Origin of the sequence: Shewanella basaltis, from assembly GCF_023283885.1 — a bacterium.
Classification (GTDB): domain Bacteria; phylum Pseudomonadota; class Gammaproteobacteria; order Enterobacterales; family Shewanellaceae; genus Shewanella; species Shewanella basaltis.
In genome coordinates this window covers 64336-90425 of the sequence record NZ_JAKILA010000006.1, presented here as the reverse complement: position 1 = coordinate 90425, position 26090 = coordinate 64336, and the positions used below count along the sequence as shown (strand labels likewise).

The window sequence follows — 26090 nt, the reverse complement described above, 5'->3', positions numbered from 1 at the left end:
AGCTCATTATTTTTTAGGTATCTGAATGACATGCAGCATTTAAATTATAACCATCTGTATTATTTTTGGATGGTGCAAAAAAAAGGTTCTGTGACCAAAGCTGCTGAAGCATTGTGTCTTGCTCCTCAAACAATTACGGGACAGATCCGTGCATTGGAGGATCGTTTAAAGGGGGCGCTATTTAAGCGGGTTGGGCGAAATTTGGAAGCCACAGAATTAGGTGAGTTGGTGTTTCGTTACGCAGACAAAATGTTCAGTCTCAGTTATGAAATGCTCGACTTACTCAATTATCAAAAAGATAATTCATTGCTTTTTGAGGTGGGTATTGCTGATGCGTTGTCTAAAGCACTTGTTAGTAGAGTATTATTAACGGTAATTCCCAATGATGGTTCAGTGCATTTAGCATGTTACGAGTCGACCCATGAAAGCTTAATAGAACGATTACGTGAACATAAATTAGATATGATTTTATCTGATTGTGCTGGCGGTTCGTTGAAATATCCTGAGATTTTGTCAAAAAAGTTAGGTGAATGTGGCATCAGTTTTTTTGCTGCCGAAGCTTCGTCATTACCATTTCCTGCGTGTTTAGAAGAGAGTAAGTTACTTATTCCTGGAAAGCGCACCTCGCTTGGACAGCAATTGCATCGATGGTTTGCTGAGAAAAATCTTAATGTGAGCATTTTAGGTGAGTTTGACGATGCAGAAATGATGAAAGCATTTGGCTATTTTAATCGTGGCATATTTGTCGCACCGTCTATTTACCGTCATGATATACTGTCTCAAGGAATGGTTTTGCTTGGCGAAACAGCTGACATAAAAGAAGAATACCATGTAATGTTCGCAGAACGTATGATCCAACATCCGGCCGTTAAATCATTATTGGCCACAGATTTTGGTGATTTGTTTGCTGGCCGAGATCAACAAGTTCAAGATTTTGAGTATCGTTTAGGGTAGCTTTTTAGGAGAGTTGTGTTGGAATTAATGAATATCGCCCGTGTACGATGGGCATGCCGTCGTGGGATGCTTGAGTTAGATGTCTTGTTTCAACCTTTTGTTGAAGCTCAATATGAAGGGTTATCTGATACAGACAAACAAACATTTATCCGACTATTAGAGTGTGAAGATCCCGAGCTGTTTGCTTGGTTTATGGGGCACGAACAATGCCCTGATCCGTTACTTGCTGAGATGGTCGTTACCGTTCGTGGACGAGCAGCACCTTAAGGGGGCGGGGGGTTCCACTGCTTCTTTTAGCACTCATTTGCATCAATTTGCATTGAGTGCTTCATTGTTTTCTCGATTGGCCTTAGTGTGTGCATTTGCAATCTTGTTGTGCAGTTTTTTAGCCTGGCCAATATCAACCTTAACACTATATCAAGTCATCAAATTGTTACTTATTTTGGTTACCATGGGGGTATTAGTGCATTGCTGGCGTTTGTTGAGTGCCTGGCATTGTGTATTGGGTTTAGATAATCAGGGGCATGTGACTGTGTCGGCCCCTGATACCGGGGTCTGCCAAATGGGGTTTAGTCGCCCACCTGTAGTGAATCCATTACTGTGTATTGTATACTTGCAAGACATTGACACCGGTGAGAATCGTTTACTTTGTATATGGCAAGATATGTTAACCGACACAGAGTATCGGTCTCTGTGTCGGTTATTGCTTCGAACTCGAACGGTGCTTTAACGGCTCGGTTGTAAAATGGTTGGCTTAGGGTTATCGATTTGCTCTGGGTAATCGATATTGTAATGTAAGCCTCTGCTTTCTTTACGATCCATGGCACAACGAATGATAAGCTCAGCCACTTGCACTAAATTACGCAGTTCCAGTAAATTATTGCTGACTCTAAAGTTTGAATAATACTCTTCAATTTCTTGTTGTAGCATCAAACAACGTCTTAATGCGCGCTCTAAGCGCTTATCGGTTCGTACAATGCCAACATAATCCCACATAAAGAGACGTAGCTCATGCCAGTTATGGGCAATAACAACCTCTTCATCTGAGTTACAGACTTTGCTTTCATCCCAAACGGGTAATGGACACGGCATGGCAATTTTATGCAGCTGGCTTTCGATATCCTGAGCGGCAGCCCTTGCAAAGACTAAGCATTCTAATAGTGAATTACTGGCTAAACGGTTCGCGCCATGTAAGCCGGTATAAGCGACTTCGCCTATGGCGTATAAACCGTTAATGTCGGTTTGACCATGCAGATCTGTCATTACGCCACCACAAGTGTAATGGGCGGCAGGTACTGCTGGAATAGGATCTTTAGTGATATCTATCCCAAGCTCAAGACAGCGCTGATAAATAGTTGGAAAGTGTTTAATAATAAAGTCAGCAGGTTTGTGGCTAATATCTAAATACACACAATCTGCACCAAGACGCTTCATTTCGTAGTCTATTGCCCGCGCCACAATATCCCGTGGTGCCAACTCTGCACGTTCGTCAAAGTCGGGCATAAAACGGCTACCATCTGGGCGGCGTAAATAAGCCCCTTCACCACGTAATGCTTCAGTGAGCAAAAAGTTTTTAGCATTAGGATGAAATAAACAGGTTGGGTGGAATTGATTAAACTCCATATTAGCAACCCGACATCCTGCACGCCAAGCCATGGCAATTCCGTCACCACTGGCAACATCAGGGTTTGAAGTGTATTGGTATACTTTAGAACTGCCACCTGTTGCTAATGCAACAAACTTTGCCTTAACGGTTTCAACATGCTCTTGATCGCGGTTCCATACATATGCGCCAAGCACTCTGTTTCCTGGGCGGTTTAATTTTCGTGTGGTAATTAAATCAATGGCATTGTAGCGTTCGAGCACCGTAATATTAGGGTGTGCAAGAGCACATTCTTGTAATGTGGTTTGTACCGCTTTACCTGTTGCATCGGCTGAATGTAAAATACGTCGATGGCTATGACCGCCTTCACGGGTAAGGTGATATGGCATGTTATCGGTATTATCACCGTTGTGAGTTTCTTCTTTATCAAACGCGACACCACAGTTAATTAACCATTGCATTGCACTTTTTGCATTTTGAGCTGTGTAGGTAACAACCGATTTATCACACAGCCCCGCACCGGCGATTAAGGTATCACTAACATGAGACTCAATAGTGTCACCTTCATCAAATACAGATGCGATTCCACCTTGGGCATATAACGTTGAACCTTCGGATAAAGGCCCTTTTGAAAGAAGAATTACTTTTGATTTTTCAGCTAGATGTAATGCTAAAGTCAGTCCTGCAGCGCCGCTGCCGATGACCAAAATGTCAGATTGGTGTTCAACTGCTTGTTTCATCAGGTATCATGGTGTGGACAAGTGGTTTGATTATAGTAAATCAAATTATCTAGGCTGGGTACTTTTACAGCGTGTTTTATTGCGGTTTTACTGAGTTATTTTATTTATATCTTAAAATAATTAACTTTTTTTAATTCAACATCGAACTTTTTTCATATCAGTGAGTCTACTTATATGAGCGGGATTCGAGCGACTGAGAAATCAGTATTACAGATTTAGGAGTAGTCGGCTCGGATGAGTGGACAATATAGTGATCAACAATTAGTTGAGCGAGTACAACAAGGCGATAAAAACGCTTTTAACCTGTTAGTGCTAAAGTATCAAAATAAAGTGATGAGTTTAATTTCTCGATACATTCGTAACCAAGCGGATGTTCAAGATGTAACACAAGAAGCCTTTATTAAAGCCTATAGGGCGTTAGCAAATTTTCGTGGTGAGAGTGCATTTTATACTTGGTTGTACCGTATTGCGGTCAATACCGCAAAAAACCATCTTACATCACAAGGGCGCAGGGCTCCTGCAAACGATGTTGATGTTGAAGATGCAGAATATTATGAAGGTAGCGATGCATTAAAAGAGTTTGCATCACCTGAGCGTTTATTGATGAAAGATCAAATGAGTAAAGTGATCTTTGACACGCTCGATACCTTGCCTGAAGAGTTAAAAATGGCGATATCGCTTAGAGAATTAGACGGTATGAGTTATGAGGATATTGCCAATATCATGGATTGTCCTGTCGGGACTGTAAGATCACGTATCTTTCGTGCTCGAGAAGCAATCGATAAACAGCTCCAGCCTTTGCTGGAAAAGTAACTGCCTTAACGTTAAATAGGTGAACAATGCTTAAATCAAGTCAAGAGTGGGTGTCTGCAGCAGTTGATGGTGAAGCCGATGAAAGCACGTTGGCACAACTTTCTGCTGACGTTGATTCACATGCACAATGGCAACGTTATCACATAATAGGTGATACGATGCGCGGCGAACTGCCTGCGACCATTGACTTAGACCTCTCAGCTAGCATCATGGCGGCTATTGAGCTTGAACCGACAATTATGGCGCCTAAAGCACAGCTTAAAGAGTCGACAGAGCAAGTGGCTTCAAGCCCAGCTCGAGCAAGTAATGTGGTGCCATTTTTCAAACAATTTGGCCAATATGCCATTGCGGCTACGGTTGCGATGGTCGCGATTGTCGGTGTGCAGTCTTATAATCAAAGTAATGATGCTGAGTCGCCATTACCAGTATTAACAACTCGTCCGTTAGTGGGTACCGTGTCGCCTGTAAGCTACCAAACGGGTGCTGTGCAGAGCCAACAAAATTACTCTAACGATCAAATGATTGAACAACGTCGTCGTATTAATGCTTACATTCAGGATCACATGTTGCAACAACGCTTGAATCCTGGTGTAGTTGTAGACGAAAATAGCAATCAAGATGCTGCGATTAAGCCTTAATTCGTAGCGAAACCTTGCCTTATCATTCTTAGGAGTTAGCTTGCGCCTTATCCTGCTAGCACTGTTAGTCGTTACCTTTTCAACATACGCTGAAGATGATTTATCTGCAAAAGCTTGGCTTAAAAACATGAGTCAAGCTTTGCATGAGAAGCAATTCAAAGTATCTATTATTCAACTGCAAACGGATCATATCCGACCTTTAGTCTACATACACGGGATTGTAGATAATCAAGAAATTGCTCTACTTGAATACCTCAATGGCCCACCTAAAAATGCTGTTAGAGTTGGCAATCGAGTGACATTTATTGAACATGACCAACCTCCTTATAGCGTTACCGCTCCACGTATACAAGGAGTCTGGCCTGCGGCTTTAGCAGGTGATATCAGCCAGCTGGAAAAAGGCTATCAGTTTGTGATCGGCGGCAGAAGTCGTATTGCAGGGCGTCCAGGACAAATGATCCGTTTACTGGCCAATGACGAAAATCGTTATGATGCGCAAGTCTGGATTGACATGGACACCTATTTGCCACTTCGCTTTGACACTATTAACAAAGACAAGCAATTGCTTGAGCAAACCATGGTGGTTGAGTTAATAGAGCTTTCTGAACCCGCTAATATTTTAATTGAAGCGGCTAAACAGGATTGGCCTGCAGTCATTAATCAAGCAGAGCGAACGGATGGTAAAAACTGGCAGTTTACTTGGTTACCGCAAGGGTTTGATGTGGTGGTGCGAGACCATCATCGCCTCATTGGGATCCACGAACCTGTAGAGTACATTGCGTTAACTGATGGACTGGCTAACATCTCAGTGTATGTTGCCCGTGCTGGAGAGAATCCACTGCCAAATGAATTATTAACCCGCAATGGTTTATCTATGGTGGTGGTTAAAGTAGGTACCTTAGAGGTTGTGGCTATTGGTAAAGTGCCTTCTGAAACTCTTGAGCGAATAGCAAACAGCCTAGTGTTAAAATAATCAGTACAGAGGCTAATATCAATCAGTACAAAATGTGATCATGTTTACTGGTTAACATTGCTTATAACCTCGTTAGACATGTTAAAGGCAGAACAACTGGCTCGCTGCAATTTCTGCCTTGTGCAGAGCGATTTTTCCTATGTAATCTTTGATACAGTTATTTATTCTGATTGGTATAGTGTGTTGGTTTGATGCTTTAGCCTTAATTTTTGTGCTGTTTATTGGCTTTGCCTTCGTGTTTTTGAGCGAGTTTGTCATTGTGTCAAACAGGCAATCCATTACGCTATACAGCGTCATTTAACTTTATGCTAAAATATCAGCCTGTCGTGGTTATGGGTTTAATTTATGCATCAAGCAACAAAATCAGAATCATCAATGATGGAAGAGATTGCCCGTGTGGTGGACTGCCAACAAGGTTGGGTAACGGTTGAGGTTGAATTAAAAAGTGCCTGTAATCATTGTGCAAGTAGTGAAAACTGCGGAACATCAACCATCGCTAAAGCGTTTTCAGTGAAAACTCAACGTTTTTCATTACCAACAGATAAACCATGTCGCGAAGGGGATTTACTCAAGGTAGGTTTGCCAGAAAGTGTGATATTAAAAGCTGCGGCGCTGGTGTACTTGTTACCTTTATTTGGCTTGTTTGTTTTTGCTGTTTTGGGGCATCTGCTTGCAACTGGTTTAGACCTAAACGCTAACGCCTTTTCAATGATAATGGCTGCCGTAGGTGCTTTTGTAACTTGGTATATTGGCAAACGTTTCGCAATTGAGCTCGAAAGAGAGGCATCTCCAGTGATTATTGCCTATTTAGGGCAAGAAGTCGGTGTTATTAGTGCTAAACATGGCTAATTCATAGGTGACTTTGTGCTGAAATGTAAAAACCTTTCGGTATCAGTTCTCCATTATGGCTATAATTACCCCCCTAAACTTGGCATTTTGACCTATCTTAGAGGCAAAATAGCGACTATTGCTTAATCTGATTGGTATTGCCCCCCTAATCAGGTACAATTTGCCACCTTAATTTTAATCAAATTTAGTAGTAGTCATTGCAGCATAATGAAACACATTAGAAACTTCTCGATTATTGCCCATATCGACCATGGTAAATCAACTTTATCCGATCGCCTTATTCAGGTATGTGGCGGCTTAACTGACCGTGAAATGGCTGCACAGGTTCTAGATTCTATGGATCTAGAGCGTGAGCGTGGCATTACGATTAAAGCCCAAAGCGTAACCCTTGATTACCTAGCCAAAGACGGTAATACCTATCAATTAAACTTTATTGACACGCCAGGTCACGTTGACTTCTCTTATGAAGTATCGCGTTCACTTGCTGCCTGTGAAGGTGCATTATTAGTCGTAGATGCGGGTCAAGGCGTAGAAGCACAAACACTTGCAAACTGTTACACCGCATTAGATATGAATCTAGACGTTGTGCCGGTATTGAATAAAATTGACTTACCGCAAGCTGAACCTGAGCGTGTTGCTGCAGAAATTGAAGACATTGTTGGTATTGATGCAAAAGATGCTGTGCGCTGTTCTGCTAAAACGGGTGTCGGTGTTGACCTTGTATTAGAAGAAATTATTGCCAAAATTCCACCACCAGAGGGTGATGAGAATGCACCATTACAGGCATTGATTATTGACTCATGGTTTGATGCTTATCTTGGTGTTGTTTCATTAGTGCGGATTAAGCATGGCGTATTAAAGAAAGGCGACAAGTTTAAGGTGATGTCGACTGGCCAGAACTACAACGCTGACCGAGTAGGTATTTTCACTCCGAAAGAAAAAGACGAACCTGAACTGCGCGCGGGTGAAGTAGGTTATGTGATTTCGGGCATTAAAGAAATTCATGGCGCCCCAGTAGGTGACACCTTAACACACGCCAAAAATGGTGCTGAGAAACCATTACCTGGATTCCAAAAAGTGACACCGCAGGTTTATGCCGGTGTGTTCCCTATTTCGACAGACGAATATGAGAACTTCCGTGATGCGTTAAACAAGCTTAGTTTGAACGATGCGTCATTATTTTTTGAACCTGAAACCTCGAGTGCGTTAGGGTTTGGTTTCCGTATTGGTTACTTGGGCTTACTCCACATGGAGATTGTTCAAGAGCGTTTAGAGCGTGAATACAACCTGGATTTGATCACCACCGCGCCAACGGTAGTGTATGAAGTTGTGATGACCAACGGCGATGTTGTGTATGTTGATAATCCATCCGATTTACCACCACTAAACAACATTGAAGAACTGCGTGAGCCGATAGTTGAAGCCAACATTTTAGTGCCGAAAGAATACCTAGGTAATGTGATTACACTTTGTATCGAAAAGCGTGGCTCACAAACCAATATGGTGTATCACGGTAATCAAGTGGCTGTTACATATCACTTACCAATGGCTGAGGTAGTGATGGACTTCTTTGACCGCCTAAAATCAACCAGCCGTGGTTACGCTTCACTTGAGTATAACTTTATTCGTTTCGATACCGCCGATATGGTGCGTTTAGATATCTTAATCAACGGCGATCGCGTTGATGCGTTAGCGATGATTATTCACCGCTCTAACATTCGTCATCGTGGTTTAGCATTAGTTGAAAAGATGAAAGATCTTATTCCACGCCAAATGTTTGATATCGCTATTCAGGCCGCTGTAGGTAGCCAGATTATTGCGCGTTCTACGATTAAAGCGTTGCGTAAAGACGTTACAGCTAAATGTTATGGTGGTGACGTATCGCGTAAGAAGAAACTGCTTAACAAGCAGAAAGAAGGTAAAAAGCGCATGAAGCAAGTCGGTAACGTTGAAGTGCCACAAGAGGCATTTTTAGCCGTACTGAAACTAAATGATTAATCATAATTAATGGTTTTATTTAGCTTAATAACGCCGCGTATTGCGGCGTTATCGTTATGCTTACTATATATTTTGTAACACTCAACTGAGTGAATGTTGTATAGCTAATCATCATACTAGAATGAGTACATTGATTAATTTACTCAATGTAAACAATTACATTATTTTGCAGGAGATAAATCAGTAATGGCAGCCTATTTTTCGCTTATTCTAGTGCTTGTAACCATAGGTAGTGGTCTCATCTGGTTGATTGACGTTATTTTTTTCGCACCCAAACGTCGTGAAAAATTGGCTTTAGCGCAAGCGAACTCAAATCAACTGAGTGCTGATGCAATCGAAAGTATCGTACGAGAGCCCATTTTAGTCGAAACCGCACACTCAATTTTTCCTGTAATCGCATTTGTGATGATTTTACGCTCATTTATTTACGAGCCATTTCAAATTCCTTCAGGTTCAATGATGCCTACGTTGCTTGATGGCGATTTTATCTTGGTTGAAAAGTTTAGTTATGGTTTACGCGACCCAGTTTGGCGCAGTAAATTAGTTGAAACTGGCGAGCCTGAGCGCGGCGATGTGTTTGTGTTTAAATACCCAGAAAATCCGAAAATTGATTACATTAAACGTGTGATTGGCTTGCCTGGTGATAAAATTATTTACCGCAATAAACAGTTAATGATTCAAGAAGCCTGTGCAGACAACGCAGATTGTCCAGCGCCAAAAGTGATTGAGCATACAGAGCTCAATCGTGGTGAGTATAGCCAAAATGATGTGCCATTAATCCGTCTAAAAGAGCAACTAGGTGATGTTGAACACGACATTTTAATCAATCCATCGCGCCCTGATTTTAGACAACATTTTTATCCTCAACCTGGGTTAACCGCAGGGGAGTTTGTTGTACCTGAAGGCATGTACTTTGCCATGGGTGACAACCGTGATAACAGTACCGACAGTCGTTTTTGGGGCTTTGTACCTGAAGATAACTTGGTGGGTAAAGCTGTTGCAATTTGGATTAGTTTTGAATTTGATCGCAGCCCTAACGATTGGCTACCAACTTGGGTACCTACAGGCGTGCGTTTTGATAGAGTAGGTGGAATACATTGATGGAACCCATTAAAAATTTGCCGCGGTTATGTCGTACTTTAGGGTACGAGTTTACTAATATTGAGTTACTCACTCAGGCATTAACCCATCGTAGCGCAGCAAATAAACATAATGAACGGTTAGAGTTTTTAGGCGACTCGATTTTATCTATCGTGATTTCTGACGCCTTGTATCATCAATTTCCCAAAGTCACTGAAGGTGACTTAAGCCGTATGCGCGCAACATTAGTGAAAGGCGACACGCTCACTTTAATTGCAAAAGAATTTAAACTTGGCGATTACCTTTACTTAGGGCCTGGCGAGTTAAAAAGTGGCGGTTTTAGACGTGAATCAATTTTAGCTGATGCCGTAGAGGCCATTATTGGTGCTATCTACCTTGATGCCAACCTTGATGTATGCCGAAATTTATTATTGAAATGGTACGAAGAGCGATTAGCCAAAATTAAACCTGGTATTAATCAAAAAGACCCTAAAACAATTTTACAAGAGCACTTACAAGGGTTTAAAAAGCCATTACCTGATTACCAGGTTGTTGCGATAGAAGGTGAAGCGCATGATCAGACGTTCACCGTTGAATGTAAAATTAGCGAATTAGATGAAGTTGTCACCGGTGTGGCAGGTTCAAGAAGAAAAGCTGAACAGCTTGCCGCTGCTCAGGTATTGGAGTTACTGAATAAATGACCAAAAAAACAGACTTGCCGGCAGCTGCTAATCAAGAGCCTAGCTTAGACGAACTGTTAGCAAGGATGAACCAAGCTGCACCAGCCGCGGCTGCCCAGTTTGATATTACGTATTGCGGCATGGTTGCGATTGTTGGCCGCCCAAACGTGGGTAAATCGACACTGTTGAACAAGTTGCTTGGTCAAAAAGTCAGTATTACCTCTAAAAAGCCGCAAACTACCCGGCATCGTATTATGGGGATCCACACGGACGGGCCGAGTCAAATTGTATTTATCGACACCCCAGGTTTACATATTGAAGAAAAACGTGCCATTAACCGTTTAATGAACCGCGCGGCTGCGAGTTCGTTAGCCGATGTCGCCATGGTTATTTTTGTCGTTGATGGCATGACGTGGACTGCAGACGATGAAATGGTGTTAAAAAAATTACAACACCGCAATGATGATCGAAAAATTATCTTAGCCATCAACAAAGTTGATAACATTAAAGATAAAGAAGCCTTGTTCCCATACTTAACTGAGTTAGCGCAAAAATTTGATTTTGACGAAATATTGCCTATTTCAGCGAGTAAAGGGACTAACGTTCAACGTATTTTAGACATGGCTCGCGAGTCACTACCTGAAGCGCCTTTTTATTTCCCAGAAGATTACGTTACCGATCGCTCGCAACGTTTTATGGCCTCTGAAATTGTCCGTGAAAAACTGATGCGCTTTTTAGGCGATGAATTGCCTTACGATGCGACAGTTGAGATTGAGCAGTTTAAAATGATGGACAACGGTGTCTATCAAATCAACGCTCTGATCCTCGTGGAACGAGAAGGCCAAAAACGCATGGTGATTGGCAATAAAGGTGAGCGTATTCGTACCATTGCGACTCAGTCAAGACTTGATATGGAAACCTTATTTGACAATAAAGTGTTTCTTGAGGTGTGGGTTAAAGTGAAATCAGGCTGGGCTGATGATGAGCGAGCCTTAAGAAGCTTAGGTTATGGCGAAGATTAAGTCATTGATTTTGTATACGACCTTGATAGGTTAGGCATGGCCACTATGAAACGTGGCTATGTGTTACATCACCGTCCTTTTCGCGAGTCCAGTGTGATTGTCAATTTGTTGATAGAAGGTATTGGCCGCGTCGACGCCATTACCCGAGTTGGCTCAGGTAAACGTTCAATCAAAAGTATTTTACAGCCCTTTCAACCACTGATTATTCAATTTAGTCTGCAATCTGAAATCAAAAATCTTGGTTTAAAAACGATTACTCACATCGAGTCTGCTGCACCAGCGATACCGTTAGCAGGTAACAGTTTGTATTCTGGTTTCTACCTAAATGAACTGTTAGTGAGATTATTATCGGTAGATCACCAAGCTGAAGGGCTTTTTTTAGCCTATCACCGAGCATTAATGTCGCTGGCTAAAGGTTTTTGTTCGAGCCATTTACGTTATTTTGAAATGGCATTATTGCTTGAGCTCGGTGCTTTCCCATCATTGAATTATGATGCAACAGGGAACGCATTAGCGGCCGATTGTCATTATCGATTTATCGCCGAAAGCGGTTTTTTGCCAGTTGCATTGAGCAATGAGTCGCATTTCTCCCATGGCAAAGGCTATTTGTCTGGTGCAATGTTGCTAGCACTTGCTTCACAAAGCTTACAAGCAGATCAACTTAATCAGGCCAAAGGCTTGATGCGTTATTTGTTAACTCCATTATTGGGAAGCAAACCATTATTAAGTCGGCAATTATTTGCTAAAAATGCACAATAAAGTTTTACGTATTATAGCGTGAACCAAGTACAATTTGGTTCGTACAAGTTTAACGGTCAGTCCCATTCTTCGTTTATTACTATTAAGGAGCTCGGTGTGAGCGGAATTTTATTAGGCATTAACATCGATCATATCGCCACATTACGACAAGCTCGTGGTACAAACTATCCCGACCCTGTTCATGCCGCAGCTGTTGCTGAGCATGCTGGTGCCGATGGCATTACGATACATTTGCGTGAAGACCGCCGTCATATTCAAGACCGCGACGTTTATTTATTAGCAAAAACCCTTAAAACTCGCATGAATTTTGAGTTTGCAGTCACTGAAGAAATGATTGCGATTGCTTGTGATGTCAAGCCGGCATATGCCTGTTTAGTTCCCGAAAAACGCGAAGAGCTCACCACTGAAGGCGGCCTAGATGTCGCAGGGCAGTTAGATAAAATAACTTCTGCGGTTACACGTTTAGCGGCAGAAGGGATTAAAGTTTCGTTGTTTATTGATGCCGATAAAACCCAAATTGATGCAGCGGTGGCTAGCGGTGCACCTTACATTGAAATCCACACAGGCTGTTATGCTGACGCAGAAACCGACGCTGAACAAGTTCAAGAACTTGCGCGTATTCGCGAAATGGCGAGTTATGCTCACAGCAAAGGCTTAATTGTGAATGCAGGGCATGGTTTGCATTACCATAACGTAAAAGCCATTGCGGCCATTCCACATTTGTATGAACTTAATATAGGTCATGCTGTTGTGGCTCGTGCAGCCATCGATGGCCTCGACACTGCTGTACGTGATATGAAAAAACTGATGTTAGAAGGCCGCAGAGGCGATTAATGGCTATTGTGGGAATAGGTACCGATATTGTTGAGATAGCCCGCATACACGAGCTGTGTGAACGATTAGGTGATAAATTAGCTAAACGTGTACTCACCGAGTCGGAACTTGCAATATACACACAAAGTCACCAAGCAGTGCGTTTTCTCGCAAAGCGGTTTGCTGCAAAAGAAGCTGCTGCCAAAGCTTTAGGCACGGGTATTGGCCGAGGGGTTTCTTTTCAGCATATTCATATTGATAATGATGCCAATGGCGCACCAATGATACGTTTTACTGAAGGCGCCGCAGTGCGGTTAGCACAACTTGGTGGTATTAACGGTTTTATTAGTATTGCCGACGAGCAACATTATGCTGTTGCTACCGTGATTCTAGAGCGTTAAACACATTTGTTATGTTTGTCAAAGGCGCTCATGCGCCTTTTTTTGTGCCTTTTAAAAGCAATTAAACTAGGTTAAATTAACAAGATAACAACAACGAATAGAACGAGACTGAAAATGAAATCTGCGGTAGAGCAATTATCAACGTATAAAAGTGTACATTTAAACCCTAAAAATATACGCACTCATTTTGTTGGGGTTCCGATGATCATTTGGTCGGCATTTTTGATGCTAGGAACGCTTCGTTTTGCTTGGCAAGATCATCAAGTGAGCGCGGCAATGATATTAACATTGTTAGTATTAGCTTATTACATGATGTTACATGTAAGGTTAGCGATAGGGCTTGTGTTGTTTATTATACCGGTACTTTTTACTACTGAACTGGTGGTACATACTGAACACCCTATGTTAATTGCGTTAGCGGTGTTTGTAGTAGGTTGGGTGATTCAGTTTGTTGGTCACAAATATGAGAAAGCCAAACCTGCTTTTATGGATGATTTAAATCAACTGCTCATTGGCCCCTTTTTCTTGATGGCGGAAATCTATTTTATGCTTGGCTGGGAGAAAGACCTCGCAGCAGAAATTACACCTCTTGCCAGAGATAAACGACGGGCTTTAGAAGCTAAATTGCGTGGGAAGTCGTAAGGCGTTAGTACGGGTATTGATTAACAACATCAATATGCGTAGCCTAAAATGATTTTTTAAATGACCCAATTCCAGATACACAAAAGGCGCTTAGTGCGCCTTTTGTTTACCTGTTATTCACATCATAGGGTTATTCGTCATCATCTTCTGTGGTAATAAGGTCTAAATTACTGGGTAATACTCTTACCGCTTTAATCATGTTGTCAGCAACTTCAACCACTTCGATTTGGTAACCTGCGATACGTAAACTGGTATTGGCTGCTGGAATATCTTCAAGAAATTCAATGATAAGTCCGTTTAACGTTTTAGGGCCATCAATCGGGAAGTTCCATTTCATTTCTTTATTTAAGTCACGAATGTTAATCGTGGCATCAATAAGAAAGCTGCCATCTTGTTGAATATTAATGTCTTCACTTGGTGTGGTGATCATTGAGGTTGTAAAATCACCAACAATCTCTTCAAGAATATCTTCTAGTGTTACTAAGCCCTGTATATCACCGTATTCGTCTACTACTAGGCCAATGCGCTCTTTATTCTGTTGGAAGTTACTCAGTTGTACGTTTAGCGGAGTGCCTTCTGGGATAAAGTACAATTCTTTAACTGCTCGTAATAAAGATGATTTACTGAACTGCTCTTTTGATTGTAAGCGCAAAGCATCTCGTAAATGGATAAAACCGACAGCATCATCAATATTGTCGCGATACACCAATACACGAGTATGTGGGCTTTGAATCACCAATTTATTGATGAGTTTAAAGTCGTCATTAACGTTAATGGCATAAATATCTGCACGAGAGATCATGATGTCTTCAACGGTGACTTTTTCTAAATCAAGAATAGACAACAACATTTCTTGGTGACGCTGTGGGATCAGCGCTCCCGCTTCATGAACCACAGTACGTAATTCTTCCTGACTTAATGCGTCACTGGTTTTAACCGTTTTAATTCCCATTAAACGTAAAAATCCAGAGGTGATTAAGTTTATCGCCTTGACTAATGGCGATAGCAATATGAGTAACCAACCGAGCAAAATACTTGACGGAAAAGCAATGCGCTCAGGGTGCAAAGCTGCAAATGTTTTTGGGGTGACTTCAGCAAACACTAAGACAACAATGGTTAATACACCGGTTGCAATAGCAACACCGAGATCGCCAAATAATCGCATACCAATAATGGTCGCAATAGCAGAAGCCAAAATGTTAACAAGGTTGTTACCGATTAAGATTAACCCTATGAGTCGGTCAGGTCTATCAAGCATTTTTAGCGCACGCTGGGCACCTTTATGACCATTTCCAGCGAGGTGTCGTAAACGATAACGGTTTAAGCTCATCATTGCCGTTTCTGAACCTGAGAAATAGGCAGAGATGACAATCAAAACCAGAAGGAAGATTAGGAGTGCGCTGGTAGATATAGCGTCCAAAAAGGGGGCCCCATTAAATACAGTAAAGTTGGCATACAGCCAATATACAAAAAATTAACAGCCATTATTGATTAATCGCTGTTTGTGTCAAGTTATCTTATTGATGTTTCGGCAAGCGTTGGCGTTTTATTCAATGTATAAATAATAAAACTAATTTAATATCAACTCTTTAACAATCCTTGCACCAAAATAGGCTAAAGACAGTAAACCTGCACCGGTTAAACTATAGATAACTGCGGTGCGAATTCTACAGCCTACTGTGTATTGTTGCCACAACATAATGGCATAAACGACCCAAGCCATAATAGAAAGTATCGCTTTATGGCCTTTGCCATCGACAAACATATCATCTAAAAAAACAAAACCTGTGACTAACGATAAACTTAACAAGATAAAACCAATAATGACGAGGTGGTATAACTGCCTTTCAACCGTCATTAATGGCGGCATGGCTGGGCTCATCATCATTTGCTTCTTTTTCAGTTTATTTTGAATAAATGACAGTTGAATAGCGTACAACGCAGCAATCATTAACGCACTGTATGCCATTAATGACAGTACAACATGGGCTAATATTTCGGGATGAAGTTCAAAGTGAGTGATAAATTGTGGTGGCAGTAACCAAAGTAATGCCACTGACAATATTGAGCAGGCATAGACCACAGGCACAACAATAATCACTTTTAAGCGTGGCATGGTAATGGTAAAGGTGAGGGCAATAATCCAATTCACCAGTGAAATTACATTCGTTAAACTAAAGTTTTGACCATCAATCGTAAAGATGGCTTTTGAAAGTGCTAGCCCATGCAAAATAACGGCAATACTTGACATCAGCATTACTGCTTTGCGATTGGGTCCTTTAGCATGAAACAGCCTACTGGTGACCAGTACTAAAGCAATACAATAAAACAGCATGGCCGCAGCTGAGAAAATAACCATTTGAGATCAACCTATCAAAGTAGTAGTGAATGCGTGACTAAAAGTGATTCTTAACCAAGTGAATGCCAGAATGTAGTGTTTAACAATCACATTTTCATTATTTGTCTTAGATTAACATGATCATGGCCTAATATGGCAGTGACCTGAAGCTCAAAATTTAACAGTATCTTACCCTTAGCGGCAAATAATTTACCTAAACACAATAAGTGCTCATTGCAAGTATCGTAATTTAGAGTGGCTTGGGTATAATAGCCTCAATTATCGATATGCTTAAAAGAGCTGATCAATGTTTGAAAATTTATCCGACAGACTGTCACGCACACTTAAAAATATTAGTGGTCGTGGTCGCTTAACAGAAGACAACATTAAAGAAACCCTGCGCGAAGTGCGTATGGCGCTGCTTGAAGCAGATGTCGCTTTACCTGTTGTTAGAGAATTTGTTAACAGCGTAAAAGAACGCGCTGTAGGGCAAGAAGTCTCAAAAAGCTTAAGCCCAGGCCAGGCTTTCATTAAAATCGTCCAGGGTGAACTTGAAAAAGCCATGGGCGAGTCTAACGAAGCACTAGATCTTGCGGCCACGCCACCTGCTGTGATTATGATGGCAGGTTTACAAGGGGCGGGTAAAACCACTTCTGTGGCTAAATTAGCTAAATTGTTGCGCACTCGTCATAAAAAATCAGTGTTAGTTGTTAGTGCTGACGTTTATCGCCCTGCGGCAATTAAACAGCTAGAGACGTTAGCGGCAGAGGTTGATGTTGCCTTTTTCCCATCTGATGTGAGCCAAAAGCCTGTTGATATTGCTAAGGCTGCAATAAGCCACGCTAAGCTTAAATTTATTGATGTTGTGATAGTCGATACTGCAGGCCGTTTGCACGTTGATGAAGCCATGATGGATGAAATCAAGGCGCTTCATGCAACGGTTAAACCTGTTGAAACCTTGTTTGTGGTTGACGCCATGACGGGGCAGGATGCGGCGAACACAGCAAAAGCCTTTAACGAAGCACTGCCGTTAACTGGGGTCATTCTTACTAAGGTAGACGGTGATGCCCGAGGTGGTGCGGCGCTTTCTATTCGTAATATTACCGGAAAGCCAATTAAGTTTTTAGGTGTGGGTGAAAAAACCGATGCATTAGAACCTTTCCATCCAGACCGAATAGCGTCGCGCATCTTAGGCATGGGCGATGTATTGTCATTGATTGAAGAAGTTGAACGTGGCGTCGATAAAGACAAAGCCATGAAGCTTGCTTCTAAAGTAAAGTCTGGTGGCAGCTTTGACCTTGAAGATTTTCGCGAGCAATTACAGCAAATGAAAAACATGGGTGGCATGATGAGCATGCTAGAGAAGCTTCCTGGTGTAGGACAGTTACCTCCAGAAGCGTTAGCTCAAGTTCAAGACGGTAAAATGACCCGCCAAATGGAAGCCATTATTAATTCGATGACGGCCAAAGAGCGTAAAAACCCAGATTTAATCAAGGGCTCACGTAAACGCCGAATCGCGTTAGGTTCTGGCACTCAAATCCAAGATGTTAACCGCTTATTAAAGCAGTTTACCCAAATGCAGAAAATGATGAAAAAGATGTCTGCAAAGGGTGGCATGAAGAAGATGATGCGCGGAATGAGTGGCATGTTACCTCCTGGGATGAAGTTTCCTGGGCGATAAATCCGTCTTCTTTTAAGTATAAACTCAGTTAATTAATACACACATCAGTTGGTTAGGTTCTCGCTTTAACATTACAGCCACAAAATCGATGAGTTAAAAAACATCAGATTTGGTTGCAATAGTTCAAAAGTCAGGTAAAATCTTCCGGCTTTCTTTCTGGGACTCTTCGCGAACACGGAGTTCCAGTTTTTATTTTTGCTTCTAGCAAATCATTAGAGGAATAAAACGCATGGTTACCATTCGTTTAGCTCGTGGCGGCGCAAAAAAGCGTCCATTTTACAATATCGTTGTTGCTGATAGCCGCAATGCTCGTGACGGTCGTTTCATCGAACGTGTTGGTTTCTTCAATCCATTGGCTCGTGGCCAAGAAGAAACGTTACGTTTAGATCTTGATCGTGTTGAGCACTGGGTTGCTACTGGCGCTGCAACATCTGAGCGTGTTGCAAAACTGATCAAAGACGCACGTAAAGCTGCTGCTTAATTGCGTATTAAAAAGGTATAGATAGATGAGCAACAACCAACAGCCAATCGTACTGGGTAAATTAGGCTCCAGTCATGGTATTAAAGGTTGGCTAAAAATCACTTCCTATGCCGATTCTGTAGAAGGTATTTTCGATTATTCGCCTTGGCTGATTTACGATCAAGGCGTGTGGCGTGAAGTTAAGGTTGCGCAGTGGCGTTTTCAGGGTAAGGCACTTGTTGCTGAACTTGACGGTGTGACTACACGAGAGCAAGCGCAAATGCTCACAAATTGTGAGATTGCGATTTTGCCGGAACAAATGAAAGAACTCGCTGATGATGAATTTTATCACCGTGATCTTATCGGCTGTGAAGTAACCAATATAAACGGCTATAACATGGGTATTGTTGACCAGATCGTGGAAACAGGATCAAACGACGTACTATTAGTTAAAGCTAACGCCAAAGATGCCTTCGGCAAAGCGGAACGTATGATCCCCTTTGTCCCCGAGCAATTCGTCAAACAGGTGGATGTGCAAGGGAAACAGATTTTAGTGGATTGGGATCCTGACTTCTAAGTCGAGGTACAACATATGTGGTTAGGGGTAATCACCCTGTTTCCAGAGATGTTTCGTGCCGTTACAGACTTTGGTGTTACGGGTCGAGCCGTCAAAAGCGGCCTGCTCGAGGTGCAAACGTGGAATCCTCGTGATTTCACCCATGATCGACACAGTACTGTGGACGACCGCCCTTACGGTGGTGGACCTGGTATGTTGATGATGGTGCAACCTTTACGCGATGCCATTCATGCAGCAAAAGCTGCTGCAGGTGATGGGGCAAAGGTGATTTATTTGTCGCCTCAGGGACGCAAGCTGGATCAGCGTGGCGTGACTGAGTTGGCTAAATCAGACCGAATGATTTTAGTGTGTGGTCGATACGAAGGTGTTGATGAGCGCATTATTCAAACGGAAGTGGATGAAGAATGGTCTATCGGTGATTACGTGCTTTCGGGTGGCGAATTACCGGCAATGACGTTAATTGATTCAGTGGCTCGCTTAGTACCTGGTGTACTTGGCAAGCAAGCATCAGCAGAGCAAGATTCTTTCTCTGACGGTTTACTGGATTGTCCTCATTACACACGCCCTGAACAATTGGATGGTATGGATGTACCGGCAGTGCTGTTAAGCGGTGACCACGAAAAAATTAGACTCTGGCGTTTACAGCAAAGTATCGGAAGAACTTTTTTGAGACGACCAGAATTATTTGAAAATCTAGCTCTGACTGACGAACAAACGACTTTATTAGCGCAGTTCGTGAATGAAACGGACAAGTCCGCATAGTCAATGCTCAGTTAATTCTAGAACGGAGTAGTTATGAACAATATCATTAAAATGCTCAACGATGAGCAAATGAAAACAGACGTACCTGAGTTCGGTGCTGGTGATACAGTAGTGGTTCAAGTTCGTGTTAAAGAAGGTGATAAAGAGCGTCTTCAGGCTTTTGAAGGTCTTGTTATCGCTAAGCGTAACCGTGGTTTGCACTCTGCATTCACAGTACGTAAAATCTCTAATGGTGAAGGTGTTGAGCGTGCTTTCCAGACGCACAGCCCATTAATTGCTAGCATCGAAGTTAAGCGTCGCGGCCGTGTACGTCGTGCTAAGCTGTACTATTTACGTGAGCGTTCAGGTAAGTCTGCACGTATCCGTGAAAAATTGGCAACTAAATAATAGTTACCGATACACAATAAAGATGCAGTGTTCGCACAACAACCCGCCGAAAGGCGGGTTTTTGTTTTTGGGCCTAATACCGTTACGTATTAGTGCTTCCCCCAGGCCAGACATTGAAGACTGGTATTATAAGCAGATATTTTTCATTTTAATCAAATAAGCCTTGATCTCAGGCGCTTACACAGGCATAGTGACGTTCAATGTGTAATGGTGTAGCGTTACAAAATTACACTTGTTGATTAATATAGTAATACATCATTTATTAGTGGCTTTGGCCTGTTGTCAAGAGAGAGTAATAAGCATGCAACAAGATACGATTAACAACGTGCACATTAGTTCGGAGCAAGTATTAGTGACTCCAGCAGAATTGAAACAAGAATTACCGTTATCTACCCATGCTTATCAATACATCCTTAATGCACGTAAGCAAGTGGCTGACATTGTTCATAAGCGTGATAGCAGGGTATTAGTTGTTGCTGGTCCATGCTCAATCCATGACATTGATGCTGCTAAAGAATATGCATTAAAACTAAAAAAACTGCATGATGAACTCAGTGATGATTTTTACATTTTAATGCGTGTTTACTTTGAAAAGCCTCGCACAACCGTGGGCTGGAAAGGCCTGATTAATGACCCTGATATGGACGAGTCATTTGATGTTGAAAAAGGCTTAAGAATGGCGCGAGAACTAATGATTTGGTTAGCTGAGCTTGAATTGCCCATTGCCACAGAGGCGTTAGATCCTATTAGTCCACAATACTTGTCTGAGCTGGTGACATGGTCAGCTATTGGTGCACGTACAACAGAGTCACAAACTCACCGTGAGATGGCTTCTGGTTTGTCTATGCCTGTGGGCTTTAAAAATGGCACAGACGGAAAGCTTGATGTCGCGATTAATGCGTTGAAATCTGCAGCAAGTAGTCATCGTTTTATGGGGATTAATCAAGAAGGCCAGGTTGCACTATTGCAGACGGCGGGTAATCCAGATGGACATATTATTTTACGTGGTGGCTCAACCCCAAATTATGATGCGGCGAGTGTGGCGCAATGCGAAGCGCAAATTCACCACGCCAAACTGAGTGCACGCCTAGTAGTTGACTGTAGCCATGGTAATTCTTCAAAAGACCATTCACGTCAAAAAAATGTGTGTGAAGATGTATTTAACCAAATTGAAGCAGGTAATAAGTCGATTATCGGTGTTATGCTTGAAAGCAACCTCAATGAAGGTAATCAGAGTTCAGACAAACCACTATCAGAGCTAAAATACGGTGTTTCTGTCACTGATGCCTGCATTGATTGGGAAACCACTGAAACCATTTTAAGACAAGGTGCGAACCAGTTGTCAGCAGTATTGCCGACTCGATTTGAGTTGCTGCAGGTTGCCAACGGTTAATGGATATAACTATGAACGAAAAAACGACCGCTGATTTAGAGCATTTGCGGGATTTAATTGATGGTGTTGACCAGCAACTGTTACATTTGTTACGGAAGCGTCTTGATTTAGTTGCTCAAGTTGGTGCGGTTAAGCATTCTGCCGGCGTGCCAATTTATGCGCCTCAACGGGAAGCCTCTATGTTGGCTAAACGGCGTGCTGAAGCCCAAAGTATGAATGTTTCGCCACAATTAATTGAAGATATCTTACGTCGATTAATGCGTGAGTCTTACTTAAATGAAAAAGATGTCGGTTTTAAGCAAGTAAAGCAAGACTTAGGGCATGCAGTAGTAGTTGGCGGGCAGGGTAAGCTTGGCCAATTATTTACTCAAATGCTGACCTTATCTGGTTATAAAGTCAAAAGTCTCGACAAAAGCGATTGGCAAGATGCCAATGCTATTTTTGATGGTGCAGGTTTGGTGATTGTCACAGTACCGATAAATGTTACCTGTGATGTGATCCGTGAAAAATTAACCCAGTTACCATCTAATTGTATTTTGGCTGATTTAACCTCGATTAAAGAGAAGCCTCTGGCAGCAATGCTCGCAGCGCATCAAGGCCCCGTGGTGGGCTTGCACCCCATGTTTGGACCAGATGTGGGCAGCCTTGCTAAGCAGGTGGTAGTGGTGTGCCATGGCCGTCAACCTGATGCATATCAATGGTTGTTGCAACAAATTGAAATTTGGGGCGCTCGTATTGTGGAAGCGGATGCAGTACGACATGATAATGCGATGCAACTTGTGCAGGCAATGCGCCATTTTTCGACCTTTGTTTACGGTTTAAACCTTTGTAAAGAAGAAGCCGACATTGATAATTTGTTGCAGTTTAGTTCGCCTATTTATCGTTTAGAATTGGCTATGGTTGGTCGGTTGTTTGCTCAAGATCCTGAGCTTTATGCCGATATAATCTTTGCCCAGCAAGGTAGCCAGCATGCGATAAGTGATTATTTAGATAATTATCGCGATGCACTTGCCATGCTAAAGTCGGGCAATCGCCAAGAGTTTGTGACGCAATTTCAGCGTGTGGCAAAATGGTTTGGTGATTTTGCACCTCAGTTTCAACATGAAAGCCGTGCCATGTTGCAATCGGTAAATGATATGAAGACAGGTTAAGCATTTTTAATCGATCAAATCATTGCCAAACAGTAACACAAGGCTTATGTTTAACTTAGTGTGTTGTTAGCCAGCATCTAGAATATTTGCCTTTGGAGGAAACCCATGTCGATGACACCATCGGATATGCTACCTGCACAACAGGTTGAAGATAATTCCCTTGGGCATTTTCTTTATGGTTTAATGAGTGCTTTTCCACTATTTTTTGTGCCTGTGCTATTAAGTTTGTGGCTCAACTTAATCCAAAAAAATGTGCAGCCTAATTCTGTGCTTGGCAGCCATTTACGTTGGCAACGTATGAGTATTATCGGTTTGTGCCCATTTTTTATTGCCGGATACTGGATTAGCCCGTTATGGCTAAGTTTACCTATGTATCTTGGTGGGGTGTGTTGGTTTAGTTATCGCATCTTTAAAGGATGGATTAGCCTCAATGATGGCTTAGCTGTTTAGTTTGCTGCTTTAATCTAGTTGTAAATAGTTGAGCTGATTAGCCCGTTAACATAAAAAATGCCGAGAATTATCTCGGCATTTTTTATGGTTAGCTCAGTTGGACAAGTGCTGCGAAGCAACATTATGCCTGATACAGGCTATGAATCAGATCGGCCTGGGTTACGCCGTCTTGCTGCGGTAACACAATGCCATCAGCCTTGAGTTGTTTAGCTGCTTTTGCATGCTGAGTTAATAAATCCTTGTTTACGCAAAAACTGGTATTAACGATGACGGGTAAATGACTGCGTGATTTCACTTCCACTAAACCGGTTAAGTCTAGACTTAACTGCTCAGGATGAGTAAAGCTCCTTATCCCCGATTCACATAAGCCTAACTGTTGATTGCCTGAACTCAGTACTGTGTCGGCGGCCTGTAGCCAATCGTCAATACTGGCCATGGTGTTACGCTCCAATATTACGGGTAAATTTACCGATCCTATAAGAGCTAGCATGTCAGGATTATACATTTGCTTACCGGCTAACATCAGCATATTGGCTAACTGGCTTGCGATCACAAACTCTTGCTCTTGTTCTATTTGCATAATGCAGATAAGACCTGCTTGCTCAATCACTTGAGCATGTTGCTTTAACTGTGGTTCATTGAGTTGATTTTTTAAATCATTAAGCAGTATTGCCTGAAAACCGGATTCTTTTATCAATTTAGCTTGTGTTGCCAGAACGGTATTATCTATTGGTAAGTTAATTTGTTGCAGTGCACCAAATTGACCGGCACCTAGTTGAATGTGCTGACAAACAAGTTGAGTATCTTCGGCTTTATAAGCTCTGGTGTGCTTGGCTTGGGCATTAGGCTGAACCTTTGTGGCCGGTTGTTTTGAGCTGTCTGGCTCTATTAACAGCTGTGCTTGAGACAACTGTGTTGGCTTAACCGTTTCACATGGGTAACAACCAAGCACTTTAACAAAGCGCGTTAACCGCTCTAGTTCTTTAATTGCCTGTTGTACTTCTGTGGTGGCAATGTTGCCATCAATGTCTAAATAAAACATTTCTTCCCACGGTGTACCTGGAATAGGGCGAGACTCAAGTTTACTCATGTTTAGGTTATGTGCTTTTAACACTAATAATGCTTCTACTAGTGCGCCAGGTTTTTGACCTGTTGCCATAATCAACGTTGTTTTAGCCGGTAGTTGTGACGGCACTGCAGAAGCTTTTCTGGCTACAACAATAAAACGACTTTGATTTATTTTTTGGTTAGCAAGGCCTTTCTCTAAGGCGACTAATTGATAAAGTGCGCCACCTTCTGCACTGCCAATTGCTGCGACTGAGTTGTTTTCTGCCTCGATCACTTTGGTCATTGCTTCAGCACTGCTTGAGCAGTATTCGAGCTTAATATTTGGATGTTGGCTTAAATAACGGCTGCATTGACTGATGGGTTGAGGATGGGCATAAATTGTTTTGATATCTGCAATGTTACTGTCTGGTTTTGTCAGTAAGCAGTGACCCACTTCAATTGTGGTTTCACCAACAATGGACAGAGTGGTATGTTGTAAAACATCATACACTTCGTTAATTGAACCCGAAGAGGTATTTTCTATCGGTAAAAAACCATAATCGGCATGCCCTGATTCTACTGCATTGACAATATCATCAAAACTTTGGCAGCCAAAATCGATCATTTCAACTTGGCGGCGTGAACAATAACGCGTCGCGGCTAAATATGAATAAGAGCCTCTAGCGCCTAAATAGGCCACGGTATAATGCTGTTTTTGTGTATCAGGATTTGCACGGCCGTGGAGATAGGTTTGTTGAAACAACACAGAGTCTTCAATGATGCTTTGATAAAGCGATATCACAAAATGCGCATCTAAACCTTGCTCGCGCCCTTGTTGTACTAAGCGCTCCAGTAGTTCTTTTTCTCGTTGGGTATCACGTATTGGTCTGACATCAATTTCTTTACTACGTGCTACATTTAAACTTAATTGACGACGTTTGGATAACAATTCTAACAGCGACTTGTCTAATGCTGTTATTTGTTCACGAGTTTGACTTAACTCTGGTGGTTTTTGCATATTGACCTCAACGTTACCCTATTTACTAGCGTATCTAATAATACTGCCGTGCTTATAAGACAAAAAAGCCTCCCAGTTGGGAGGCTTTAGAATTTTCATTTTCGTTTTTACACAGAAAATCCGCCTCCTAAGGTGGGCTGAATAAAAAAGAAAATAAAAAGGCTGAATATTTTTGTGTTCATGGGTTAAAACTAAAGCTATGAGCTTCACCTGTCAATGTAATTCTGCTCATGAAGTTTGATTGTAGGCAAAAGAAAGCGCACCCGAAGGTGCGCAGGTGAAAGATAATAAACATCAAGCTGCGTTTTCCTCCTTATAGACATACTCAAATTCGCTTTCGGTGTCATTGGTTAATGAAACGTGGCGTTGAGCCTGGGGTTTGTGAGTCAGGCGGTTTAGCTGTTTTTCCAGCTTTTGTCCCATTGCAGTAATTGCAGTATATAGGTTTTCACTTTTCGCCTGGGCAAATAAATCTCCACTAGGTAATCCAACTGAGGCCTCAATTTTAAACAATTGCTTTTCTTGAGTGATAATGACGTGCGGATTAATTAACTGAATATCGTGTCGAGAGAGTTTTTCTAATCTTCCTTCAATACGTTCGCGGATGAGGGCAGTGACTTCAAGTTGTTTGCTAGTGATTTTCAGCATATTTAGTACCTTCTTGTTGTTTGCTTAAGTTCAGATTACCAAGTTTAGTGATAAAAAGTGTGATTTAGATCACATTTTTTCGACTGTTTTATGTCGAGTGATGCATATTTGATCGCTTAGACATTTTTGATGAAAATCAGTTAAAATTGACTTGTTTTAGTATGGTGATTAGCGCATATTTGAATAGATAAGTAGGCGCTAAAATATTATTTT

Annotated in this window: 28 protein-coding genes and 1 other annotated feature; of the genes, 23 read left to right on the top strand and 5 right to left on the bottom strand. The window is 41.9% G+C overall.

The features are described from left to right. The first annotated feature begins 30 nt into the window (after positions 1 to 30). The 3 genes from nhaR to L2703_RS06565 are packed head-to-tail and all read left to right on the top strand — an operon-like array spanning position 31 to position 1684. Entirely contained in the window at positions 31 to 954 is a 924-nt protein-coding gene (nhaR, locus tag L2703_RS06575; RefSeq protein WP_248970321.1) for a transcriptional activator NhaR, read from the top strand. An 18-nt stretch (positions 955 to 972) separates the two neighbouring features. Then, positions 973 to 1221, top strand: a complete 249-nt coding sequence (locus L2703_RS06570) for an FAD assembly factor SdhE (RefSeq protein ID WP_248970406.1) — start codon at positions 973 to 975, stop codon at positions 1219 to 1221. Continuing rightward, entirely contained in the window at positions 1118 to 1684 is a 567-nt protein-coding gene (locus tag L2703_RS06565; protein ID WP_346347544.1) for a protein YgfX, read from the top strand. The genes L2703_RS06570 and L2703_RS06565 overlap by 104 nt, the downstream gene beginning before the upstream one ends. Here L2703_RS06565 and nadB read toward each other — a convergent pair. Beyond that, positions 1681 to 3297 carry an L-aspartate oxidase gene (gene nadB / locus L2703_RS06560; protein WP_248970319.1) on the bottom strand — a complete coding sequence of 539 codons (1617 nt, stop codon included), beginning with the start codon at positions 3295 to 3297 and terminating at the stop codon, positions 1681 to 1683. The genes L2703_RS06565 and nadB overlap by 4 nt on opposite strands. A 234-nt stretch (positions 3298 to 3531) precedes the next feature. Here nadB and rpoE point away from each other — a divergent pair, with 234 nt between their 5' ends. The 12 genes from rpoE (at position 3532) to L2703_RS06500 (ending at position 13965) form a co-directional block, all read left to right on the top strand. Continuing rightward, positions 3532 to 4110, top strand: a complete 579-nt coding sequence (rpoE, locus tag L2703_RS06555) for an RNA polymerase sigma factor RpoE (protein ID WP_160053050.1) — start codon at positions 3532 to 3534, stop codon at positions 4108 to 4110. A gap of 26 nt (positions 4111 to 4136) precedes the next feature. Continuing rightward, positions 4137 to 4748 carry a sigma-E factor negative regulatory protein gene (locus L2703_RS06550; RefSeq protein WP_248970318.1) on the top strand — a complete coding sequence of 204 codons (612 nt, stop codon included), beginning with the start codon at positions 4137 to 4139 and terminating at the stop codon, positions 4746 to 4748. Positions 4749 to 4788: 40 nt separating this feature from the next. Further along, entirely contained in the window at positions 4789 to 5721 is a 933-nt protein-coding gene (locus L2703_RS06545) for a MucB/RseB C-terminal domain-containing protein (RefSeq protein WP_248970317.1), read from the top strand. A 375-nt stretch (positions 5722 to 6096) separates the two neighbouring features. Continuing rightward, positions 6097 to 6570, top strand: a complete 474-nt coding sequence (locus tag L2703_RS06540) for a SoxR reducing system RseC family protein (protein ID WP_248970405.1) — start codon at positions 6097 to 6099, stop codon at positions 6568 to 6570. 207 nt (positions 6571 to 6777) lie between these two features. Then, positions 6778 to 8568, top strand: coding sequence for a translation elongation factor 4 (lepA, locus tag L2703_RS06535; RefSeq protein WP_248970316.1), 1791 nt, complete (start codon positions 6778 to 6780; stop codon positions 8566 to 8568). Between the two features lie 186 nt (positions 8569 to 8754). After that, on the top strand, positions 8755 to 9669 hold the full coding sequence (gene lepB / locus L2703_RS06530) for a signal peptidase I (RefSeq protein WP_248970315.1): 915 nt from the start codon (positions 8755 to 8757) through the stop codon (positions 9667 to 9669). Next, a complete protein-coding gene (gene rnc / locus L2703_RS06525) occupies positions 9669 to 10349 on the top strand; it encodes a ribonuclease III (RefSeq protein ID WP_248970314.1) in 681 nt (226 codons plus the stop codon). The genes lepB and rnc overlap by 1 nt, the downstream gene beginning before the upstream one ends. After that, the gene (gene era / locus L2703_RS06520; RefSeq protein WP_248970313.1) at positions 10346 to 11350 is read left to right on the top strand and encodes a GTPase Era; all 1005 of its coding nucleotides are present in this window, start codon (positions 10346 to 10348) and stop codon (positions 11348 to 11350) included. The genes rnc and era overlap by 4 nt, the downstream gene beginning before the upstream one ends. Positions 11351 to 11395: 45 nt before the next feature. Beyond that, positions 11396 to 12109, top strand: coding sequence for a DNA repair protein RecO (gene recO, locus L2703_RS06515; protein ID WP_248970404.1), 714 nt, complete (start codon positions 11396 to 11398; stop codon positions 12107 to 12109). 96 nt (positions 12110 to 12205) lie between these two features. Further along, the gene (pdxJ, locus tag L2703_RS06510) at positions 12206 to 12943 is read left to right on the top strand and encodes a pyridoxine 5'-phosphate synthase (protein WP_248970312.1); all 738 of its coding nucleotides are present in this window, start codon (positions 12206 to 12208) and stop codon (positions 12941 to 12943) included. Further along, a complete protein-coding gene (gene acpS, locus L2703_RS06505; protein ID WP_248970311.1) occupies positions 12943 to 13323 on the top strand; it encodes a holo-ACP synthase in 381 nt (126 codons plus the stop codon). Before pdxJ ends, acpS begins: the two co-directional genes overlap by 1 nt. Positions 13324 to 13437: 114 nt before the next feature. Beyond that, positions 13438 to 13965, top strand: coding sequence for an Mpo1 family 2-hydroxy fatty acid dioxygenase (locus L2703_RS06500; protein WP_248970310.1), 528 nt, complete (start codon positions 13438 to 13440; stop codon positions 13963 to 13965). A 130-nt stretch (positions 13966 to 14095) separates the two neighbouring features. Here the strand turns inward: L2703_RS06500 and L2703_RS06495 are convergent, their stop codons facing one another. Beyond that, complete coding sequence (locus tag L2703_RS06495; RefSeq protein WP_248970309.1) at positions 14096 to 15385, bottom strand: HlyC/CorC family transporter; 1290 nt, start codon at positions 15383 to 15385, stop codon at positions 14096 to 14098. A 150-nt stretch (positions 15386 to 15535) separates the two neighbouring features. Next, positions 15536 to 16324, bottom strand: coding sequence for a cytochrome C assembly family protein (locus tag L2703_RS06490; protein WP_248970308.1), 789 nt, complete (start codon positions 16322 to 16324; stop codon positions 15536 to 15538). Positions 16325 to 16610: 286 nt separating this feature from the next. On the opposite strand from L2703_RS06490, the gene ffh reads away from it, so the two are divergent. The 8 genes from ffh to L2703_RS06450 all read left to right on the top strand — a co-directional run bounded on the left by ffh (position 16611) and on the right by L2703_RS06450 (position 23164). Next, on the top strand, positions 16611 to 17984 hold the full coding sequence (ffh, locus tag L2703_RS06485; RefSeq protein ID WP_248970307.1) for a signal recognition particle protein: 1374 nt from the start codon (positions 16611 to 16613) through the stop codon (positions 17982 to 17984). Positions 17985 to 18213: 229 nt separating this feature from the next. Next, complete coding sequence (gene rpsP, locus L2703_RS06480; RefSeq protein ID WP_160053063.1) at positions 18214 to 18465, top strand: 30S ribosomal protein S16; 252 nt, start codon at positions 18214 to 18216, stop codon at positions 18463 to 18465. Between the two features lie 25 nt (positions 18466 to 18490). Then, positions 18491 to 19021, top strand: coding sequence for a ribosome maturation factor RimM (rimM, locus tag L2703_RS06475; RefSeq protein WP_248970306.1), 531 nt, complete (start codon positions 18491 to 18493; stop codon positions 19019 to 19021). A gap of 15 nt (positions 19022 to 19036) precedes the next feature. Beyond that, the gene (gene trmD, locus L2703_RS06470) at positions 19037 to 19783 is read left to right on the top strand and encodes a tRNA (guanosine(37)-N1)-methyltransferase TrmD (RefSeq protein WP_248970305.1); all 747 of its coding nucleotides are present in this window, start codon (positions 19037 to 19039) and stop codon (positions 19781 to 19783) included. Positions 19784 to 19816: 33 nt separating this feature from the next. Continuing rightward, complete coding sequence (gene rplS, locus L2703_RS06465; RefSeq protein WP_248970304.1) at positions 19817 to 20170, top strand: 50S ribosomal protein L19; 354 nt, start codon at positions 19817 to 19819, stop codon at positions 20168 to 20170. 301 nt (positions 20171 to 20471) lie between these two features. Next, positions 20472 to 21563: a 3-deoxy-7-phosphoheptulonate synthase gene (locus L2703_RS06460; protein WP_248970303.1), complete on the top strand. Its 1092-nt coding sequence runs from the start codon at positions 20472 to 20474 to the stop codon at positions 21561 to 21563. Positions 21564 to 21574: 11 nt separating this feature from the next. Then, positions 21575 to 22714, top strand: coding sequence for a bifunctional chorismate mutase/prephenate dehydrogenase (gene tyrA, locus L2703_RS06455; protein ID WP_248970302.1), 1140 nt, complete (start codon positions 21575 to 21577; stop codon positions 22712 to 22714). Positions 22715 to 22819: 105 nt separating this feature from the next. Beyond that, positions 22820 to 23164: a hypothetical protein gene (locus tag L2703_RS06450; protein ID WP_248970301.1), complete on the top strand. Its 345-nt coding sequence runs from the start codon at positions 22820 to 22822 to the stop codon at positions 23162 to 23164. A 121-nt stretch (positions 23165 to 23285) separates the two neighbouring features. On the opposite strand, the gene pheA is transcribed toward L2703_RS06450, so the two are convergent. Both pheA and hpf read right to left on the bottom strand, forming a co-directional pair. Further along, positions 23286 to 25229 carry a prephenate dehydratase gene (gene pheA / locus L2703_RS06445; RefSeq protein ID WP_248970300.1) on the bottom strand — a complete coding sequence of 648 codons (1944 nt, stop codon included), beginning with the start codon at positions 25227 to 25229 and terminating at the stop codon, positions 23286 to 23288. A 58-nt stretch (positions 25230 to 25287) separates the two neighbouring features. Beyond that, positions 25288 to 25409, bottom strand: a sequence feature (Phe leader region). 114 nt (positions 25410 to 25523) lie between these two features. Continuing rightward, the gene (gene hpf, locus L2703_RS06440) at positions 25524 to 25877 is read right to left on the bottom strand and encodes a ribosome hibernation-promoting factor, HPF/YfiA family (RefSeq protein ID WP_248970299.1); all 354 of its coding nucleotides are present in this window, start codon (positions 25875 to 25877) and stop codon (positions 25524 to 25526) included. Between the last annotated feature and the right edge of the window lie 213 nt (positions 25878 to 26090).